17 protein-coding genes are annotated in these 20,280 nt (G+C 42.3%); 14 read left to right on the top strand and 3 right to left on the bottom strand.

Annotated elements, in window-relative coordinates:
* Positions 1–39 precede the first annotated feature (39 nt).
* Positions 40–1,332, bottom strand: a complete 1,293-nt coding sequence (locus G458_RS0110200) for an OmpA family protein (RefSeq protein ID WP_026951820.1) — start codon at positions 1,330–1,332, stop codon at positions 40–42.
* 166 nt (positions 1,333–1,498) lie between these two features.
* Between G458_RS0110200 and G458_RS0110195 the strand changes: the two genes are divergently transcribed.
* The 12 genes from G458_RS0110195 to G458_RS0110135 all read left to right on the top strand — a co-directional run bounded on the left by G458_RS0110195 (position 1,499) and on the right by G458_RS0110135 (position 14,113).
* Positions 1,499–2,416 carry an aminopeptidase gene (locus G458_RS0110195; RefSeq protein WP_026951819.1) on the top strand — a complete coding sequence of 306 codons (918 nt, stop codon included), beginning with the start codon at positions 1,499–1,501 and terminating at the stop codon, positions 2,414–2,416.
* A gap of 3 nt (positions 2,417–2,419) precedes the next feature.
* Positions 2,420–2,959: a hypoxanthine phosphoribosyltransferase gene (gene hpt, locus G458_RS0110190; protein ID WP_026951818.1), complete on the top strand. Its 540-nt coding sequence runs from the start codon at positions 2,420–2,422 to the stop codon at positions 2,957–2,959.
* Positions 2,960–2,974: 15 nt separating this feature from the next.
* Positions 2,975–3,547 carry an adenylate kinase gene (locus G458_RS0110185; RefSeq protein ID WP_026951817.1) on the top strand — a complete coding sequence of 191 codons (573 nt, stop codon included), beginning with the start codon at positions 2,975–2,977 and terminating at the stop codon, positions 3,545–3,547.
* A 76-nt stretch (positions 3,548–3,623) separates the two neighbouring features.
* Positions 3,624–4,616 (top strand): GTPase ObgE, encoded by a 993-nt coding sequence (gene obgE / locus G458_RS0110180; protein WP_026951816.1) that lies wholly within the window; start codon positions 3,624–3,626, stop codon positions 4,614–4,616.
* Positions 4,617–4,695: 79 nt separating this feature from the next.
* Positions 4,696–5,259 (top strand): nucleotide exchange factor GrpE, encoded by a 564-nt coding sequence (locus G458_RS0110175; RefSeq protein ID WP_026951815.1) that lies wholly within the window; start codon positions 4,696–4,698, stop codon positions 5,257–5,259.
* Positions 5,260–5,265: 6 nt separating this feature from the next.
* Positions 5,266–6,369, top strand: a complete 1,104-nt coding sequence (gene dnaJ, locus G458_RS0110170) for a molecular chaperone DnaJ (protein WP_026951814.1) — start codon at positions 5,266–5,268, stop codon at positions 6,367–6,369.
* Between the two features lie 78 nt (positions 6,370–6,447).
* A complete protein-coding gene (locus tag G458_RS0110165) occupies positions 6,448–7,332 on the top strand; it encodes a hypothetical protein (protein ID WP_026951813.1) in 885 nt (294 codons plus the stop codon).
* Between the two features lies 1 nt (position 7,333).
* Positions 7,334–8,227, top strand: coding sequence for an ABC transporter ATP-binding protein (locus G458_RS0110160; RefSeq protein ID WP_026951812.1), 894 nt, complete (start codon positions 7,334–7,336; stop codon positions 8,225–8,227).
* The gene (locus tag G458_RS0110155; RefSeq protein ID WP_026951811.1) at positions 8,220–9,530 is read left to right on the top strand and encodes an ABC transporter permease; all 1,311 of its coding nucleotides are present in this window, start codon (positions 8,220–8,222) and stop codon (positions 9,528–9,530) included. The genes G458_RS0110160 and G458_RS0110155 overlap by 8 nt, the downstream gene beginning before the upstream one ends.
* 293 nt (positions 9,531–9,823) lie before the next feature.
* On the top strand, positions 9,824–11,059 hold the full coding sequence (locus G458_RS0110150) for a sensor histidine kinase (protein ID WP_026951810.1): 1,236 nt from the start codon (positions 9,824–9,826) through the stop codon (positions 11,057–11,059).
* Positions 11,060–11,235: 176 nt separating this feature from the next.
* Complete coding sequence (locus tag G458_RS0110140) at positions 11,236–12,816, top strand: peptide chain release factor 3 (RefSeq protein WP_026951809.1); 1,581 nt, start codon at positions 11,236–11,238, stop codon at positions 12,814–12,816.
* A 139-nt stretch (positions 12,817–12,955) separates the two neighbouring features.
* Entirely contained in the window at positions 12,956–14,113 is a 1,158-nt protein-coding gene (locus tag G458_RS0110135; RefSeq protein WP_026951808.1) for an ATP-binding protein, read from the top strand.
* Between the two features lie 152 nt (positions 14,114–14,265).
* On the opposite strand, the gene G458_RS0110130 is transcribed toward G458_RS0110135, so the two are convergent.
* Both G458_RS0110130 and ade read right to left on the bottom strand, forming a co-directional pair.
* Positions 14,266–16,716 carry a TonB-dependent receptor plug domain-containing protein gene (locus tag G458_RS0110130; RefSeq protein ID WP_026951807.1) on the bottom strand — a complete coding sequence of 817 codons (2,451 nt, stop codon included), beginning with the start codon at positions 16,714–16,716 and terminating at the stop codon, positions 14,266–14,268.
* A gap of 129 nt (positions 16,717–16,845) precedes the next feature.
* Positions 16,846–18,474 (bottom strand): adenine deaminase, encoded by a 1,629-nt coding sequence (ade, locus tag G458_RS0110125; RefSeq protein ID WP_026951806.1) that lies wholly within the window; start codon positions 18,472–18,474, stop codon positions 16,846–16,848.
* A 130-nt stretch (positions 18,475–18,604) separates the two neighbouring features.
* Here ade and cmk point away from each other — a divergent pair, with 130 nt between their 5' ends.
* Positions 18,605–19,309, top strand: coding sequence for a (d)CMP kinase (gene cmk, locus G458_RS0110120; protein WP_026951805.1), 705 nt, complete (start codon positions 18,605–18,607; stop codon positions 19,307–19,309).
* Positions 19,293–20,189, top strand: coding sequence for a 4-hydroxy-3-methylbut-2-enyl diphosphate reductase (locus tag G458_RS0110115; protein WP_026951804.1), 897 nt, complete (start codon positions 19,293–19,295; stop codon positions 20,187–20,189). Before cmk ends, G458_RS0110115 begins: the two co-directional genes overlap by 17 nt.
* Positions 20,190–20,280: the final 91 nt, after the last annotated feature.

Below are 20,280 nucleotides of genomic sequence, written 5' to 3'. Positions count from 1 at the left end.
CCGACTTTTCAGTCGGGCTTTTCATGAAATATTTTTCGATTATTTTACTTCGAAGCTAGCTCTTCTTGCCATCTGACGAGCGTCAGCAGATGACTTATCGACACTAGTATCTTCGCCATAACCCTTGTAGGACAATCTAGAAGCATCGATTCCAGATGCAATTAGAAGGTTGTACACGGCTTTAGCTCTTCTTTCAGAAAGTTTGATGTTGTAATCTTCTGGACCTAATTCGTCAGCATAACCTTTGATTTCAACCTTCACACTTGGATTTCTCTTCATGAAGTTAGAAACATACTGCGCTGCACTTACTGAGTATCCTAGTGGTTTGTCGCTGTCAAATGCATAGTATACGTTTACGTAACCATCATTGATTGCTTTCTTCAAGAAGTCTGTTTCTTCTCTCACTTCTTCAACTGGACAGCCGTTTGTAGAGGCAGGACCAGGCAAGAAAGGACACTTGTCAAGGTGGTCAGGAGTACCATCTCCGTCAGAATCCATAGTTGAACCTGAAGAGTTTACTCTAGCTCCTGCTGGAGTATTTGGTTCTTTGTCAAGGTAATCAGGAACACCGTCACCGTCAGAATCTTTCAACATGTCTTTAATTCCGTTGATTTGAGATGCAAGTTCCTCTTTAGTAGCATATTTATCTGCAGCAATGTACCAGTCAGCATGCTGTTCTGCTTTGCCCAAGTAAATATTCAATCCTAAAGTTCCAGACCACCAAGTTCCATTTGCTCCGTAGAAACCGTTGCTAATGTCTGGATTGATGAAAGTTGCTCCGTCCCAAGTAACAGTTTGTCTACCGTTAAGAACGGTGGAGATGTCACCAACCAAAGCAACTTTTTCACTGATTTTGAATTGAGGAGTAATTCCAAAGATCAAAGTGTATACATTATCAGTGAAATCATTGAATCTGTTCTCTTCAGGATTTACTACACCAATACCAGCACCACCGTGCATTAATAGGCCTAGTCTTCGTGTGAAAGATTCAAAACTCATAATTCTACCGATGTTGGCAACACCTTGTAGGTTTAATCTATTGTATTTTGTGTCGAATGAAGGGCTTTGAGAGTCCCTCTTTCCGAATTTAGCCTCTTTTACAGATCCAAAACCATAATCAAGTTTTAAACCGAATTTCTCATTGAACATGTAGCGTGCGCCAAATTCAACGTGACCAAGGTTAAGAGTTGGAGATAGGAAACCACCAGTCAGCGGCGCCATAGGCTTATTGAAACCAGCTCCGGCCTCAATTGACCATTTGTTGAAGTCCTGGGCGTTAGCAGCTACTGCCAAGGCTCCAGCCATAATTGTTGATAGTATTAGTTTTTTCATGAGAAAAAATTTTTGTTCAGTTTTATTTTAAGTGATTGATGGATTGATTAGCAAATTTATAAACTTTTAACTTACTGCAAATCTAGATGAATAATTTAATTCCCAATTGTTAGAAAAGAATAAATCCTTGTTTTTTGGAAAATGTTTCAATTAAATAACACAATTAATGCCAAATTGGAATTTTTTATCGGAATTGCTTGAAATCCCAAGCGTTTCCGGTGATGAATCGAGAATTAGTTCGTTTTTGTATCAATATGTTCTTCAACGAAAGAGTCATTGGAGGGTTTCTCCAAAAATCTACTTCGGTGAAGAATTTCATGATTGCCTTTTACTTAAGTTTGGAGAGCCAAGAACAGCAGTTTTTGCCCATTTAGATACTATTGGCTTTATGGTTAGGTATAATAATCAGCTAGTTAGTATCGGAGGGCCTGAAATTATACCAGGTACCAAACTCATTGGGCAGGATCATTTGGGTGAAATCCGATGCAAATTGATTGGGGATGAAGAAGAAATTTATCATGATTTTCCCCGAAAAATTGAAAGGGGGACCCGTTTGTCATTCGAACAAAACTTTCAAATGGATGGGGAATTTCTTCAGGGAGCGTATTTAGACAACAGATTGGGGATTTTTTCCGCACTTGAACTTTGTGAGGAAATAGAAGATGGATGGGTGATTTTTTCGACTTATGAAGAACATGGTGGAGGCAGCATGCCATTTCTCCTAAAGTTCATTCAAGAGACAGCCCCGGTCAAGCAGGCCTTGATTTCAGACATTACCTGGGTCACTGATGGGGTTCATCATCATGAAGGTGTGGCAATTTCTATTCGGGACAAATTCATACCCAGGAGGAAATTTCTCGACCGTATTATTACTTTAGCCGCAAAAAGTGGGATACCTTATCAATTGGAGGTCGAAGCTCATGGAGGAAGTGACGGCCGAGAAGTCCAATTTTCTCCCTATGCCATAGATTGGTGCTTTATCGGAGCGGCAGAGGATAATGTGCACACGCCACAAGAAAAGGTCTCAATCGCCGATCTTGAATCTATGATCTTATTATATAAGTATCTCCTGAAAGCCCTTTAGCTTATGAAAAAAGTAAAACTTCACGACAAGGAGTTCGAAGTCTATCTCTCCTCCGGAAAAATTCAGGAAAGACTCAAAGAAATCGGAGAGCAAATCACAAATGACTATAAAGGAGAGAACTTGGTTCTTTTGGGAGTCTTGAATGGTTCTTTTTTGGTAATGGCAGACCTAGTCAGAGAAATTGACATGCAGTTTTCCTGTGAGTTTATTAAAATTTCATCCTATTCAGGGACAGAGACTACCGGTGAAGTGAAATCTATTTTGGGCCTGTCTGCAGATATTGAAGGTAAATCTGTAATAATTGTTGAAGACATTGTTGATACTGGAATTAGCATGAAATACCTTCTGGAAGAACTGGAAAAGCATAAACCCAAGAAATTGGCCATTGCAACACTTCTGTATAAAAAGGAAGCATTTCGGTTTAATTACCCCTTGAATTATGTCGGTTTTGAAATTCCCAATAAATTTGTCGTCGGTTATGGCTTGGACTATGATGGATTGGGAAGAAATCTTCCAGACGTGTACCAGCTGAGTTCTAATTAAATTAAGAATCATCTAATGCTAAATATTGTTCTTTTTGGCCCTCCAGGTGCGGGTAAAGGCACTCAAAGTGAAAAAATCATTGAAAAATATGGCTTGACTCATCTTTCTACCGGGGACTTGTTCAGAAAACATCTGGGGGAAGGTACTGAGCTGGGAAACTTGGCCAAAAAATACATGAATGAAGGCAGACTGGTACCTGACGAAGTCGTGATCAGTATGGTAGAAGATAAAATCAATTCAACTCAAGATTCCAAAGGTTTCATTTTTGACGGATTCCCGCGCACAACCGCTCAGGCTGAAGCCTTGGACGTGATGCTGGAGAAGAATGGAATGGGAATCTCCGGAATGATTGCTTTGGATGTTCCTGAAGATATTTTGCGCGAGCGAATCAAAGAAAGAGGAAAAACTTCCGGTCGAGTGGATGACCAGGATGACGAAAAGATCAATACCCGAATTTCTGTTTACCTGGAAGAAACCTTTCCAGTGGCAGATTACTATGAAAAACAAGACAAGCTTAAGAAAATCAATGGGGTAGGTAAGATTGAGGAGATATTTTCTGAGATCTCTTCAGCGATTGATAGCTACTGATTTCCAGCGATTTTCTAAATTTGCAAAATCAAGACTTGGCTAGGCTCTAGGGCTTAGCCTTTTTCTTTCTCAAAAAATGGCAGATTCCAATTTCATTGATTACGTAAAATTCTGTTCCAGATCTGGTGCAGGTGGTGCAGGTTCCGTTCACTTCCGCAGGGAAAAACACGTCCCAAAAGGAGGCCCGGACGGCGGGGACGGAGGTCGTGGAGGCCATATTATTCTCCGCGGAAATGCTCAGCACTGGACTTTGCTTCACCTGAAATATAAAAAGCATGTCATCGCTGATGCCGGAAAAGGCGGAGAAGGTGGCAAAAGAACAGGAGCAGATGGAAAAGATGTCATTTTAGATGTGCCTCTAGGGACAGTAGCCCGGGATGCAGAAACCGGCGAAAAGCGATTTGAGATTACTGAAGATGGACAGGAAGTTATTCTGACTCGCGGCGGAAGAGGGGGATTAGGTAATGACCATTTCAAAACAGCCACGAATCAAGCCCCCCATTTTGCACAACCTGGAGAACCGGGAATTGAGGAATGGATTATTCTAGAGCTTAAACTTCTCGCAGATGTAGGCTTGGTCGGATTTCCTAATGCCGGAAAATCTACGCTCCTATCAGCTATCTCGGCAGCAAAGCCTGAAATCGGAGATTATCCGTTCACAACCCTAGTTCCAAACCTAGGAGTAGTCGGCTACAGAGATGATAAATCCTTTGTGATGGCAGACATACCCGGGATCATTGAAGGGGCCGCTGAAGGAAGGGGATTAGGTATCCGTTTCTTACGTCATATCGAGCGAAATTCTATTTTGCTGTTTATGATTCCTGCTGATGCTCCGGAAATAGAGACACAATACAAAATTCTCTTAGGAGAACTCGAGAAATACAATCCGGAATTATTGGACAAAAAACGTATTCTGGCCATTTCCAAAGCAGATATGCTGGATGAGGAGCTGATTAAAGAAATGGAAAAGGAAGTTCCGAAAGGAATCCCGTATGTCTTCATTTCTTCTGTAAGTCAGTACAATCTTTCTCAACTTAAAGATATGATCTGGCAGGCAATTCATGCCTAAAGGTGTCACTTTGGCAGAATAAGGGCTCTGGCAAAGTCATTGCTACCTCCCAACCGACCGACTATTGCTTAAATATTTTATGAAAAATAAGGAACAAGTAGATCAAGAAAACCAAACACAAACTGAAGAACAATTGATTCAGGATACCCCTCAAAGCGAAGAGAACAAGAGTGAAGAAACTCAGGATTCCAACACGACTGAAAAATTAGAGGCAGAAGTGGCTGAGCTGAAGGATAAGTACCTGAGATTGTATTCAGATTTTGAAAATTTCCGAAAGCGAACTGCCAAGGAACGGATTGACTTGATCAAAACAGCCTCAGAAGAAGTATTGAAAGATTTAATTCCAGTTGTGGATGATTTTGAGCGTGCTTTCAAAGCCGCTGAAAATGAAACGGAAGTGGCCAAAATTAAAGAAGGAAGCCAGCTTATTTTCCACAAACTAGTTCGGGTTCTTGAATCCAAAGGGCTAAAAGTCATGGAAGATTTGATTGGAAAGCCCTTTGACGCAGATACTCAGGAGGCAATTACCCAAATTCCTGCCCCTACAGAAGAAATGAAGGGCGCCGTAATCGATGTAGTTGAAAAGGGATATACCCTTGGTGATAAAGTGGTTCGCTACGCAAAAGTTGTGACAGGAGCCTAAAAAGATATGACAAAAAGAGACTATTACGAGGTATTGGGAGTTTCCAAATCAGCCAGCGCCGATGAGATCAAAAAAGCTTATCGGAAATTGGCGATTCAATACCACCCTGATAAAAATCCAGATAATCCGGAGGCCGAAGAGAAATTCAAGGAAGCTGCTGAAGCTTATGAGGTACTGAGCAATCCGGATAAAAAAGCAAGATATGATCAGTTCGGACATCAAGGTCTAGGCGGCAATGGCGGCTTCGGCGGAGGAGGGATGAACATGGATGATATTTTCTCTCAGTTTGGCGACATCTTCGGTGGAGGTGGTTTTGGCTCTTTCTTTGGCGGGGGCGGTGGTCGCCGTACCAAAAAAGGAACAAATCTCCGGGTAAAACTGAAGTTGAACCTCCAGGAGATTGCTAATGGAGTCGAGAAGAAAATCAAAGTAAAAAGACACGTGGTTGCTCCAGGTGTCAGCTTCAAGTCATGCTCCACCTGTCAGGGAACTGGCCAAATCAAAAAAGTGGTCAATACCATGCTAGGCCAGATGGTCTCTGCATCTACCTGCGCAGTCTGCGGAGGATCAGGTCAAATAGTTGATAAAAAGCCAGCTGAAGCGGATTCCAGAGGGTTAATCATCAAGGAGGAAGTAATCACAATCAATATTCCCGGAGGTGTCGGAGATGGTATGCAGCTCAGCATGTCCGGAAAAGGAAACGAGATTCCAGGGGGGATTCCTGGTGACCTTTTGATTGTCATTGAAGAGGCAGAGGAGACGACCTTCCAACGAGAAGGGAATAATGTGATTTATGATCTCTACATTTCTTTTATCCAAGCCGCATTGGGAGACTCTGTAGAAGTACCGACTATTGATGGCAAAGTCAAAATCAAAATTGACGCTGGAACCCAAAGTGGTAAAATGCTTCGCCTAAAAGGAAAAGGGATTAAAGACATAAATGGATATACCCGCGGTGACCAATTGATCATGGTCAATGTGTGGACTCCTACCCAGCTTTCCAGAGAGGAAAGAGCAGCTTTAGAAAACCTTAAAAATTCCGAAAACTTCAAGCCGGATCCGGGAAGGCAAGAAAAGTCCTTTTTCGACAAAATGAAGGAATTTTTCTAAATCCTAAGAAGCCAGAAGCAATTCTGGCTTTTTTTATATTTTTAGAACCTTTTCTATAGTGCCCCGTACCCTAACCGTATGTTGAAAAAACTGTGTCTGACTATCACCTGCATCCTTTTGGGGTTGAATACCGGACAGGCGCAATTTGTAAAAGAATACAAAGTCTCGGAAAAAAGAGGTTTTGAGATAGTAGCCCTAGATTTCTCTTCTTACAAGAGCGCGGTAAACTTAAAAAGGAATGTGCACCAAGATCCTGTTTACATCCATGGACACTTGGCCCAGTCCAATATTCTCCCTGAATTCAAATATTCCATTAGCCGGGGAATTCTCAATGCTTCCTTGGTCCACAAGAATGTTGAATCGGACAACCTAGGTAAAAGTATCACCTCTAAGCTGTTTTCTTCCAGCACTGACTATGATCACACATGGGATGTGGGGCTGAGTTCTAATTTTTTGTATGATTTGAATTTTTCGCTTGGAATGGGCAAAACCGACATGGACTTAAGCCAAATCTCCATTTCCAATATGAAAATCAGGAGTGCTAGTAGTGACGTTTCCCTCTTTTACAGCCAGAGTATGCCCAACAGCGTCGCGATGGACACCCTTTTGGTAACCATAAGTATGGGAAATTTGGAAGTGAAAAAGGCTAATTTCACCAATGCCAAGCGAATGATTTTTGAGGTGGATTATGGAAAAATTGACTTGAATTTTTCAGAGGGAATGCCCCATGGTTGTCAGGTAATTTCTGCTGTAAGTGTAGGAAGTGTACATTTGGTTTTACCTCCGGAGGATGTGCCTGTACGATTGAAAATGAGAACCACCCCCATGTGCCGAACCGTCTTGCCGAAATACCTGAAATCAGTGGAAAAAGGAATCTATGTCACCCGTGGCTTCAAATCTTCAGACCCCAGACTTTTAGAGGTAATCATCGATGTAGGAGTAGGTTCTGTTACAGTGGAATAAAATGTTGGAAATTAATCAGCTAAGTAAGTCCTACGAAAATCACCGTGCGCTTTCGGAAGTAAGCCTGCAAGTTCCCCGAGCCGTGATTTTTGGATTATTAGGGCCTAATGGAGCAGGTAAAACTACCTTGATCCGAATTATAAACCAGATTATCGAGCAAGATGAAGGAAGCGTCCATTTGGACGGGAAGGTTCTTTCTCCTGATGATATCCGCAAAATAGGATATCTCCCAGAGGAAAGGGGGCTTTATAAAAAGATGAAAGTTTGGGATCAGCTGATCTATTTCGCGCGATTGAAAGGACTCGACCAACATGAGGCAAAAAACCGAGTCAAAAGCTGGTTGGAGAAAATGGACATCTATTCTTGGAGAGAAAAGAAAATCGAAGACCTCTCCAAAGGTATGGCACAAAAGGTACAGTTTATATCTACCTGTATCCATGAGCCTTCCCTTTTGATTCTTGACGAACCTTTTTCTGGCTTTGATCCGGTCAATGCTGAAGTGATCAAGAATGAAATTTTGGAACTTAAGTCCAAAGGAACCACCGTCATCCTGAGTACGCATAGAATGGAGTCAGTCGAGTTGCTTTGTGACCAAGTGGCCATGATCAATAGGTCCCGGAAAATACTGGACGGGACAATTCGGGAGGTCAAGAGTAAGTTTCGACCCGAAGTTTTTGAAATTGCAATGACCAATCTTTCTCAAAATCTCCCTCAAGAGTGGACTCCTAGATCCGATGGGGATAGCTGGGAATTTACCCTTCCCTTGGCAGGAAAGACCCCCAATCAACTCTTGACTGAAATGATGGAATATGGAGAAGTGATTTCTTTCAGTGAAAAAATCCCTACTATGGAAGAAATCTTTATTCAACAAGTAAAAGCTACCTCCCATGAATAAAATTTTTCTGGTGATTCAGCGAGAGTATCTGGCCAGGGTAAAGAAAAAATCCTTCCTTATCGCCACCTTGATCACCCCATTGATTTTCCCTGCCATTATGGGAGTCTTTGTATGGATAGCTGTTCAGGAAAAAGAAAACCAGTCTCTGAGAATCATTGAGGTCATCGATGAGACCAACTTGTTTTTCATGGAAAGCTCGGATCAGTATGCCTTTACCTCTTCAATCAAAGATCCCGAAGAGGCCAAAAGTCTGGTTATTGAAGGCGATCGTTATGGGTTTTTATATATTCCCAAAATAGACGTCGCTAATCCAAAAGGGATACAGTTCTTTTCCTTGGATAATCCCAGCATGAGCTTGATGAGCTACTTGGAGAATGCCATGAAGCGGAAAATCGAGGATCAAAGACTCTATGAAAAAGGAATCGACCCTCAAATTTTGAAAGAAATCAGAACAGCGGTGGACATTCAGTCTGTGACGTTGGTAGGTGAAGGTGAAGAGAAAATCAATGATGCAAGCGTGAACTACGCTATTGGATTTTTAACCGGAATTTTGATCTACATCTTCATTTTCGTCTATGGAAATCAGATCATGCAAGGGGTGATCGAGGAGAAATCCAGCAGGATTGTCGAAATTTTGGTTTCATCCCTCAAGCCTTTCCAATTGATGTTGGGGAAAATTGTCGGAATTGGAGCGGTAGGGCTGACTCAGTTTTTGATTTGGGTAATTTTGATTGGTGCCTTGAGTTCGATTGTGATGGGAGTATTGGGCATGCAAATGCCACAACAACAGGCCATGGAGATGGCTAATCCCGAATTTGCCAATGCAGCTCCTGATACTGGAGAATTAGGCGAGATATTGGCCGTCATCAATGGAATCGACTTTGTTTCAATCGTTCTGAGTTTTCTATTTTACTTCCTTGGTGGGTATTTGCTCTATGGGGCTTTATTTGCCGCAATAGGATCTGCTGTGGATGCGCCTTCGGATGCACAGCAATTCATGTTCCCGATCACTATACCACTCATCGTATCCTACATGGGGCTCTTTGTTTTTGTTTTGCAAGACCCCAATAGCACTACTTCCTTTTGGTTGTCAGTGATTCCCCTCACTTCACCGATAGCGATGATGGGAAGAATTAGCTACGGTGTTCCTTTTTGGGAGCTAGCACTTTCTATGGGCTTGTTGGTGACAGGGTTTTTGCTGACTACTTGGCTAGCAGGAAAAATTTACAGAATCGGAATACTCATGCATGGGACCAAGCCTAGCTACAAAATCTTGTGGAAGTGGATCAAAGCTTCTCAATAAGCATTGCGAGGGCCTAGGCCCTCGTTTTTTTTTAGAATCATGGCCTGATGCCATCCCGACAACATTTTTATTTTGATTAGAGATTTCCAATTATTTCCACTTTCAAGTCCAATTGACTTCCATTATTTCCCCTCCTGTATCGCTTATTAAGGTAATTCTGGTTATTTTTTCCTGTTTTTAAGGGTTTTGGAATAACAATTCACTTAGACTCGGATCGGGTATTTTATTCTACCCTAAGCTTATACTATCCAACCAAACAGGGAGTTATTACCTGAAAAGCATTTGTTGAGTACATGAAAACCAGATTCCAGGATTTGACATCCATTGACTTTTATCAGAACAAAAAACAGGTCAAGTGGCTGGTATTTTTGGTTTCCTTTCTGATCGGATCCGGGTCGATTTGGTACACTAATATTCTGGTGGCTGAGTTAAGGGATCGGGAAAGCCGGCAGATTCAGCTGCTTTCAGCAGCCTTGGAATATGCCGCTACCACGACCGAAAACCTCACCTTCATCAACCAGGAAATCATTCAGCAGAACTATTCCATTCCGATAATCATGGTGGACTCGGAGGGAAACCCATTGGAATTCAGGAATATCAAATTCCGGAAAAACGCCAGCGAAGAAGACTCCCTTAGGACCTTGGAAAAGGAGCTTTTGGAAATGCAGGATGAATATGAACCTATTCATCTACAGGAAGCAGATATCCGGGTTTTTTATAGAAATTCCGAACTGCTGACCAATCTTCGGTACTATCCTTACATCCAATTGGCAGTGATTCTCCTTTTTGGAGCTTTGGCTTATGCGCTTTTCAATCAAAGTAAAATCGCCGAACAAAACCGAGTGTGGGCAGGTCTGACCAAAGAAACTGCCCATCAATTAGGTACTCCAATAGCATCCCTGATGGCCTGGATTGATTACTTGAGAAATTCTCCTGTCTGGGAAGAAAACAAGGAAATTATTCAGGAGATGGATAAGGATGTGGTCAAGCTTCGAATGGTGACCGAGCGCTTTAGCAGTATCGGAAGTAAGCCAGTCATCCAAGCGGAAAACTTGTACGAGGTCATTGAGGAAACAATCACCTATCTCCGGCCTAGGATCTCCACTAAAGTCGAATTGATCATCAATGCAGACTCCAAGGATCTGGATGCAATGATGAACAAGCCCCTGTTTGAGTGGGTGGTAGAAAATATCTGCAAAAATGCCGTGGATGCTATGAAAGGCAAAGGACGAATCACCATCGATGTCATGCAGGACAGTGATAAATTTGTCATCGTGGACATTACCGATACGGGTAAAGGAATCGAAAAGCGGAATTTCAAAAAGGTCTTCAATCCGGGATTTTCTACTCGTCAGCGTGGATGGGGGCTGGGACTAACCTTGGCCAAACGAATCGTGGAAGGCTACCACGGAGGGAAAATTTTTGTCAAACAATCTGAAGTCGGAAAGGGAACTACCTTCCGGATTATGCTCTTGGGGAACCTGGAAGATGCTTCACAATTTGTTACTGAGGGGATTTTGGAATATTGAGTTTTATCAAGTCTATAAGAAAATTCATCATTCGAAATTCAATATTCAATGTTCGATATTTTTTCATTCAATTTTGAACACCGAATTTCGAACACCGAATATCCAAGTAGAGAAAGGGAAAATTAAAATTCCATTTGTTCATTTTCCTTACCTTTGCCCCCTGAATTTCAATATCCATGAGTTTGACTGAGGAAATCAAAAAGCGTAGAACTTTTGCCATTATTGCCCACCCAGATGCGGGGAAGACCACATTGACTGAAAAACTGCTTCTCTTTGGAGGTGCTATTCAGACTGCGGGGGCAGTTAAATCCAACAAAATCGATACGGCCACCAAGTCTGACTGGATGGAGATCGAAAAGCAAAGAGGTATTTCTGTGGCGACCTCTGTGATGGGCTTCGAATATAAAGACACCAAGATCAACCTGCTGGATACTCCAGGTCACCAAGACTTTGCTGAAGATACCTACAGAACCCTGACAGCAGTAGACTCGGTGATTATGGTGATTGACTGCGTGAAAGGGGTCGAAATCCAGACCGAAAAACTGATGGAAGTCTGCCGGATGAGAAATACGCCGGTGATCTGCTTTATCAACAAACTGGACCGGGAAGGTCGGGATCCTTATGATTTGCTGGATGAGGTGGAAGAAAAGCTGAACATTAAAGTTCGCCCGCTTTCTTGGCCCATCGGAATGGGAAAAGGTTTTAAAGGAGTTTACAACCTATACGACCAAAAGCTGAATCTTTTTACCCCTTCCCAACGCAAACTCAGTGATGACCGACAGGTTTTCGAAAATCTGGATGATGCAGAATTGGACGGACTGATTGGACCCAACAACGCCAAGCAACTTCGGGAAGATGTGGAATTAATCGAAGGTGTATATCCTGAATTTTCCGTGGAGGATTATCTGGAAGGGAAAGTCGCTCCGGTATTTTTCGGCTCTGCAGTGAATAATTTCGGTGTAAACGAGATGTTGGATACCTTCATTAAAATCGCTCCTGCTCCAAAAAGCAGGGAAACTGATGTCCGGGAAGTCAAGCCTTCTGAATCCAAATTCTCTGGTTTTGTCTTTAAAATTCACGCCAACATGGATCCCAATCACCGGAACCGAATCGCCTTTCTGCGGATCTGTTCTGGGAAATTTGAGCGGAACAAGCCCTACAATCATGTCAGAGGTCCCAAGCCATTGAGATTTTCGAACGTGACTCAGTTTATGGCTCAGGATAAGGAAATCATAGATGAGGCCTTTCCGGGAGATATTGTGGGTTTGTATGATACCGGTAATCTAAAAATCGGCGATACATTGACCGATGGGGAGAATATGGTCTTCACTGGGATTCCAAGTTTCTCGCCGGAGATCTTTAGAGAAGTGGTCAACAAAGACGCCATGAAGACCAAGCAGCTGGAAAAAGGATTGAAACAGTTGATGGAAGAAGGAGTCGCCCAGTTGTTTACCTTCGATATGGGTTCTCGAAAAGTAGTCGGTACAGTAGGGCAGCTTCAGTTTGAAGTAATCCAGTTCCGGTTAAAAAATGAATACAACGCCACGGTGGAATTTCATCCGATGAACCTCTACAAGGCCTGCTGGATCAGTAGCAAGGACAAAAAACAGCTCGATGAATTTGTCCGATCAAAGAACAGGTACATCGCCCGGGATAAGGACGATAAGCTGGTCTTTATGGCAGAGTCCAAATCCTGGCTACAAATGGTTCAGGACAATTATCCCGAGATCGAGTTTCACTTTACTTCGGAGTTTTAGCACCTTCACCTCTCCAAGGGTTCCGAACCCTTGGAGAGGTTGTTTTTTTCAAAGGCTGGCTAACCTTTTGATCAGAAGTTCTGCAATAGAAACTGGAAAAATTCGGAATCAGATTCCGAATTTTTCCATATTTTTAGCAATGATTTATCGGAGAGCTTCTGAAAAGTTACTAGAACTGGCCACTTATTTTAAGGTGGTTGCAGTCGTTGGTCCCCGACAATCCGGTAAGACCACGCTTGTTCGTTCGATTTTTCCTCAGAAGCCTTATGTTTCATTAGAAGACCCTGATCGAAGAAGGTATGCCTTAGAAGATCCCCGTGGGTTTTTGGGAGATTTTCCAGAAGGGGCTATTCTTGATGAAGTTCAAAGAACCCCAGAATTATTTTCTTATCTCCAAGGAATAGTTGATGAAAAATCTACCACGGGTCAATTTATCTTGACTGGTTCCAATAACTTTCTTTTACAGCAGTCGATCACCCAGAGTTTGGCAGGAAGGGTGGGTTATTTGCAGTTACTCCCTTTTCAATTAGCAGAAATTTATTCAAGAGAACAGGAGGTACCGGATGAGGACTCACTCATGTTAAAAGGTGGATTCCCCCCGATTTATCAGCCTGGAATTCCCACTTCCTTGTGGTACCCCAATTATTTGCGAACCTATATCGAACGGGATTTGCGTCAAGTAAAAAATATTTCAGACCTGATTGTTTTCGAAAGATTCATCCGACTGCTGGCTGGGCGAGTAGGCCAAGAGTTGAATCTGACATCCTTGGGGAATGAAGTTGGAGTAGATAGCAAAACCATACAATCCTGGATTGGAATTCTAGAGAGTAGTTTTTTGATTTATTTGTTGCGTCCCCATTTTCAAAATTTCAATAAAATTATCGTCAAACGACCCAAACTCTATTTTCTGGATACTGGTTTGGTAAGCTTTTTACTGGGAATTGAGCGTAAAGAGCAATTAAAAACGCATCCGTTGAGAGGTGCACTTTTTGAAAATCTCATCGTGACCGAATTAATCAAGCAGCGAACGCATCATGCGCAAGAAATCAATTTGTTTTTCTGGAGGGATAAAACCGGTCATGAGATTGATGTGTTGATAGATGAAGGTTTGGACTTAATTCCTATTGAAATCAAATCTGGGAAAACCATCAATTCCGATTACTTTAAAAACTTGAAATACTGGATGAAACTCAGTGGACAAAAAAGAGGAATGGTTTTGTATGGAGGGGATCAATCTCAATCCAGAAGTGATGGAGTTAAGGTCCTAAACTGGAAAGCATATTTCTACCGTGACTAGGATTTCGACTTTATGGCAGAGTCCAAATCCTGGCTACAAATGGTGCAGGACAATTATCCCGAGATTGAGTTTCACTTTACTTCGGAGTTTTAAATATATCCCTCCAAGGGTTTCGAACCCTTGAAGGGTTTCTAATTACTGACGTAAATGAATTATTTTTTTTCTACCTGATAGTGAAAATCTGAGTGGCCGGGGATTCCATTCAGGCTAAGTCCTTCGATATTAATCCGAATAGTTGAGTTCAAATCAGCATTGAAAAAACGAACGGTAGCTTTTCCGGTAGCATCAGTTTGAATCATGGGAGCCCAAAAAATAGTAGCTCGATGGTCAGGTTTGGAATGGAGGACTCCGTCCGTGTCATATTTCGGAGCATAAAACTCCCTTTCGATTTGATAACCTTTCCTTCTTAAAAAACCATGATTGTTGGCAGAATTTGACCGTGGGGTTTCATTGGATTTTTTAGTATAGAATCCAATCACCCCATTGGCTCCGCGTGCACCAAAAATAGCCGTGTCAGGACCTTTCCATACCACAAAACTTTCAATCTCCTGAACCAGTAGGGTATGAAGCTGCTTTGCATCAATCGGAATATCATTGAGTAAAATTAATGGTTCAAGACTGCTGTTTATGGAGTTGACTCCCTGAATTTTGATGTCCCAATTTATCCCACTACCGGATACTTGTACTCCTGCTACCCTTCCTTGGACAAGTTCAAGAGGATGAAATAAGTTTTCTAATTCGGGTTTTCCAGCTACTTTGACTATGGCTGTGCCTCCACCATAAATTCTTGGTCCTCGGTATTCCTCTGTTTCTGTGATCCGCTTTCCTTTGACCTCCACCTCACTCAGTTCTAGTTCGAAGTTCGTAAAATCAAATGCCTGGACGATTCGTTTTCTTTCCGCTGCTTTGGAAATAAACCGTTCTTCCATTTCGAGACTCCCTCCGGCAAGTGGTCTAGCCCCAAATCCCAATCTAGGAGACTCGTAAGTATTTTCAATTTGAATGTTCACCAAAGCATTTCCATTTTTTGGTTTCCCTTTTAGGGTGAATTCTGTGGAATCGAAATAGAGTAAATCACGGAATTCGAAATGGCCACCTGTTTCCGAAAGTACTGATCGTGATTCTGCAATCGGGTATAAGGAAAGATAAGAGACAGAGCCTCCCTCCAAAGGATTATTGTTTTTGTCCAGTAATCTCCCTTTCAGAGAAATTCCTTTTTCTGGAGAATAGATTGGTTTTGGGAGCTCATGGTTTAATGCTTCTCGGAAAGTAAACCTTCTCCAACCTTGAGTCATCATCAGCAAATCCATGGCCTCCTCCCGATCCTTATTTTCAGGGTTGAAGTAATATCCGGGAGATTCTAGGTAGCCTTTGAGCTCAGAGGACATCAATAAGTAGGAATGGATAGTTGGTTGATTTGGATCGTAGGGGATTTGGCCTTCATCTAGAACACTCAAGGAAAGATTAGCAGGCAAAGGGATTCCATCTTTGTTTTTGGTTTCGATGCTCAAAACCACAGCTTCACGAGGGGTGTAGCTGTCTTTGTCAGAGGAAATAGAGATTTGGAGGTCATCCTGATGGTTGATGAAAATCAAGCGCTCAGCCAATGGAATTCCGTTAGAGTCCAAGGCTGTTAATTGGGCAATTCCTGAGGGAAACTCCTTTTTGGGAATCCGCACAAATGCAATCCAGTTTGATAGGTCAACTGTACTGGTCGCACAAATGAGTCCTCGGGTCTGGGCTACAAGATGGATGGATGGGATTTGAGAAGGTTTTGACGTTTGAATTTTGACCAAGACATCGGGAGAGGTAGGAGAATTTGTCACAGAAAGGACTATTCCTTCGGGCAATGCCGGGGGAAGTTCAAGTATTAAATCGGTATTTAGGATTTTCGCCTGATATACTTTGCCGATTTTGGGAAGCAATCCAAATATTCCCATACCTAAATGATTACTTTTAAAATCCCCTATCTTAATTCCATCTTCCAGAATTTCACCCTGGATTTGTCTCCCTAATCCATCTGGCCCGGTTGCCTTTACAGCCACTTTACTCAAGATTCCTTCTACCAAATTTCCTCCCTCAGGGAAAAACTGGATATCCAGATCGGAATGGGAGGGAGTCTGGGCTTGGATTGACGATTCGGGGTTTAAAATTTTTACTTCCTTATGAAAAAAATATGCTTCATCGAAATTCCGCATCCAATTCGTATAGGCTCTGAGGAGATAATTGCCGGAGGATAGGGAATCCGATAAATCTATATTCCCTGAAGCAAAACCATCTGGAGAAAAAAGGTTTAAATAATGTAAAACTTCCCCATTTTCCTCAAGCAACTCAACATAAACCGTTTTACTCAAAAGAGAGGGTTCGTGGTTTGGACCAGCCGTGACATAGGCCTTAAACCAAATTGTATCTCCAGATGCATAAAAAGTCCGGTCTGTATGGAGGTAAACTTTTTCCTGAGGAAGATCAGTAAGGTAAAGATTAAAGAAAGCAATGAGTCTTTTTATTGGGTCTTCGGGTTTTTCGAAAGAAGTCAGCGGGATGAAAAAAGTGACCAAAATGAAAAAACTAAGTTTCCTGAAATTCAAAAGGGTTTTCGGCATAAGGAAATTTAAAAATCTAATTAAGAATGCTGGGCTAGGCTAAAACCTGAGCCAAGAAATGAATGCCATAAATTAATCTGAACACATCAATGACACAATTGATTTCTGGTGATATTTTTAAAAATTTAATTAAGTGGTTAAAAAAACATCCGTAAACTCAAATCTTTGTCCATCAAACAAGCCTTTATCACTCAGTTTCAAATCCGGAATGACCAACAAAGCCATAAAGCTCAGCGTCATAAAAGGAGAGTTGAGCTTAGATCCCATTTCTTTGGATAGTTGGTCTATTTTGGTGTAAGCTTCAGCTACTTGGTATCCATCCTTAGGAGACATAATCCCTGCCACAGGAAGAGGTAATACTTCTTCTTTTTCTCCGAAGACAGCAGAGACTCCTCCTTTGACTTCTATCAGCAAGTTGACAGCCCTGCAGATAGATGCATCATCCACACCTACTGCAATAATGTTGTGCGAATCATGCCCTACGGAAGAAGCGATAGCGCCTGCCTTTAAACCAAAGTTTTTGATAAATGCCACAGCAGGAGGAGCATCTTCGTAGCGGTTGACTACGGTGATTTTGAGTATGTCCTTTTCCAAATTGGATTCTGCCAAGCCCTCGCGAAGTATGATTTCTCCTGATATCTCTGGAGTGATCAACTGTCCATCAAGTGCTTCAATGACTCTAACTTTGTTCCCGGAAGCAGGGATTTGAAAGTCCTTTGGCTTTTTGAGAGAGGTATGGAAATTATTGATCAACTCATTTTTGATGCTTGGAATCAGCGTCTTTCCGTTTTCAGCCACTTTTTGTCCTTGTATATAAGTGGCTAGCACTTCAAATTTCTCCAGATCCTTCACCAGGATAAAATCTGCTGGGTCTCCGGCTCTGAGTTGCCCTACATTCAATGAATAGTGTTGGATGGGATTGATGCAGGCTGCCCGAAGTACATCAAATGCGTCCTTTCCTTTGGCTATTGCACGCGCAGCTAATTCATTAATATGGGAGATGGCCAAATTATCAGGATGCTTGTCATCTGAACAGAACATGATCATCTCTGGATAATCATCTATCAAGTCGATGAGGGCTTCAAAGTTTTTGGCTGCGGATCCTTCTCTGATCGAAATTTTCATTCCGAGTTTTATTTTCCCCAAAGCCTCTTCATAAGTAAAGCATTCATGGTCCGTACTCGGTCCTGCGCTGACGTATTTCTCGGCCAATTCGCCTTTCAGCCCCGGAGCATGCCCGTCGATCGGCTTGCCATATTTTTGGGAAATTCTGATTTTCTCCATGACCAAAGGATCCTGATTGACGGTTCCCGGCCAATTCATCATTTCTGCCAGATAATGAATTTCCGGTCTGCTCATCAGGGTTTCTATATCCGATGCATCAATTTCTCCACCAGCTGTCTCAAAAGGCGTAGCAGGCACACAGGAAGGAGCGCCAAAATAGAATTTAAATGGAACCTGTTTGCCATTCTCAATCATATATTCTACTCCCGCCATACCACATACATTGGCAATCTCATGAGGATCGGAGATAGTTGCCACCGTGCCGTGAGTAACGGCTAATCGGGCAAATTCCGACGGGACCAGCATGGATGATTCCACATGGACATGGGCATCGATAAACCCGGGTAGGATATAGGGTAAGTTTTCCTCAGTGGTAATAGGAGTGAGGGAAATGATTTTTTCTGCAGACCATTGAAGTTCAACAGGATAAATCCTCCGTTTTGGGATATCGACAAAGTTGGCGTGTAGAATCATAAGGGCAAATATAAAAATCAGGGGATTCAGCCCCCAATATGTCCACTGGAAGTGGAGTTGAGGGAATCGTTTGGATTAAAACTACTATATTTGCCCAAAATTAAAACGCCAAACCAAGACAGGTTTTTGAATGGGCAAAATCGTCATCGCCATAGATGGATATTCGGGTTGCGGGAAGAGTTCGACGGCAAAGGCAGTAGCCAAAGCCTTAGGATTTACCTATATAGATTCAGGGGCAATGTATCGGGCAGCGACCCTTCATTTTTTGAACAATTATCTTTCTCCGACTATCCCACATGATGTGGAAAAAGGTCTGAAAACCCTTGAGATTTCTTTTCAGATCAATCCTGATTCCCAAAAACAAGAAACTTACCTCAATGGTCTGAATGTGGAACAAGACATTCGGTCCATGCGTGTATCTGAAAAAGTGAGTGAAATAGCCACAGTAAAGGAAATCCGAAAAGAATTAGTGGCGCAACAACAGCGTTTGGGTAAGAAAAAAGGAGTGGTGATGGATGGTAGGGACATAGGATCTGTCGTCTTTCCGGAGGCGGAATTGAAAATATTTATGACTGCGGATCTGGATACGCGGGCAGCAAGAAGACAACAAGAGCTTCTGGAAAAAGGAGAGTTGGTTGATTTGGAGGAAATCCAAAGCAACTTGGCCGAAAGGGACAGAATAGATTCTTCCCGAAAAGAAAGCCCGCTGACCAAAATGCCAGACGCAGTAGAAATTGATACCAGTAACCTGACCTTTGACGAGCAAGTGGATCAGATCGTCCAGCTGGCCAAAGAAGTCATTGAAAACGAAAAGAATTATGCAGGTAACCATTGATAAAAACTCAGGATACTGCTTTGGGGTGGAATTTGCCATCAAAATGGCAGAGGATGAGATGGAGAATTCTGATCGACTCTATTGTCTGGGCGACATCGTCCACAATGATATGGAGGTAAAAAGACTGCGGGAAAAAGGTCTGGTGGTCATAGATCGGGATCAGCTTCAAAGCCTCAGTGACTGCAAAGTTCTCATTCGGGCACATGGAGAACCACCCGAAACCTATAAAACAGCCATTGAAAATAACATTGAGTTGATCGATGCTTCCTGTCCTGTTGTGCTCAAGCTTCAGCACCGCGTCAAAACTGCTTTTGACAAAATGGAACGGGAAAACGGTCAGATCGTGATTTATGGCAAAAAAGGCCATGCAGAAGTCATCGGACTGACAGGGCAGACTCTGGAAAAAGCCATCGTGGTGATGGAAGATTCCGATTTGGATAAAATCGACTACCAGAGGCCAGTGACCCTATTCAGTCAAACAACGAAGAGTACCAAAGGCTTTTACGATTTGTCAGAAAAAATCGAAAGCCGGATTAAAAATACCAAAGGCGAGCTGGACGAACTTGACTTCAATGCCAATGATTCCATCTGCCGACAAGTGTCTAATCGAGAGCCTCAGCTTCAAAAATTTGCCCAAGAGAATGATGTCATTCTTTTTGTTTCGGGGAAAAAGAGCTCCAACGGGAAGGCCTTGTATCAGGTATGTCTTGCCGAGAATCCGAGAAGTTATTTTATCGAAAACGAAACAGAAGTTGATCCCGAGTGGTTTAGGCCAGAGGATTCTGTCGGGGTCTGTGGGGCTACCTCTACACCGATGTGGTTGATGGAACAAGTCAAAAACCACTTGGAGTCAATGGAAGAAAATCTACTTCAAGACTGATTAAATCCGATAAATTAACGCCTTGCCCTTTAATCAAAAGTTCTAAGAATAAATGTGACTTTGGCTCCAATTCAAAAGGTTTTTCTTTAGA

It is taken from the genome of Algoriphagus mannitolivorans DSM 15301 (assembly GCF_000429425.1).
GTDB lineage: Bacteria > Bacteroidota > Bacteroidia > Cytophagales > Cyclobacteriaceae > Algoriphagus > Algoriphagus mannitolivorans.
This window is presented reverse-complemented; position numbering and strand designations above follow the sequence as displayed.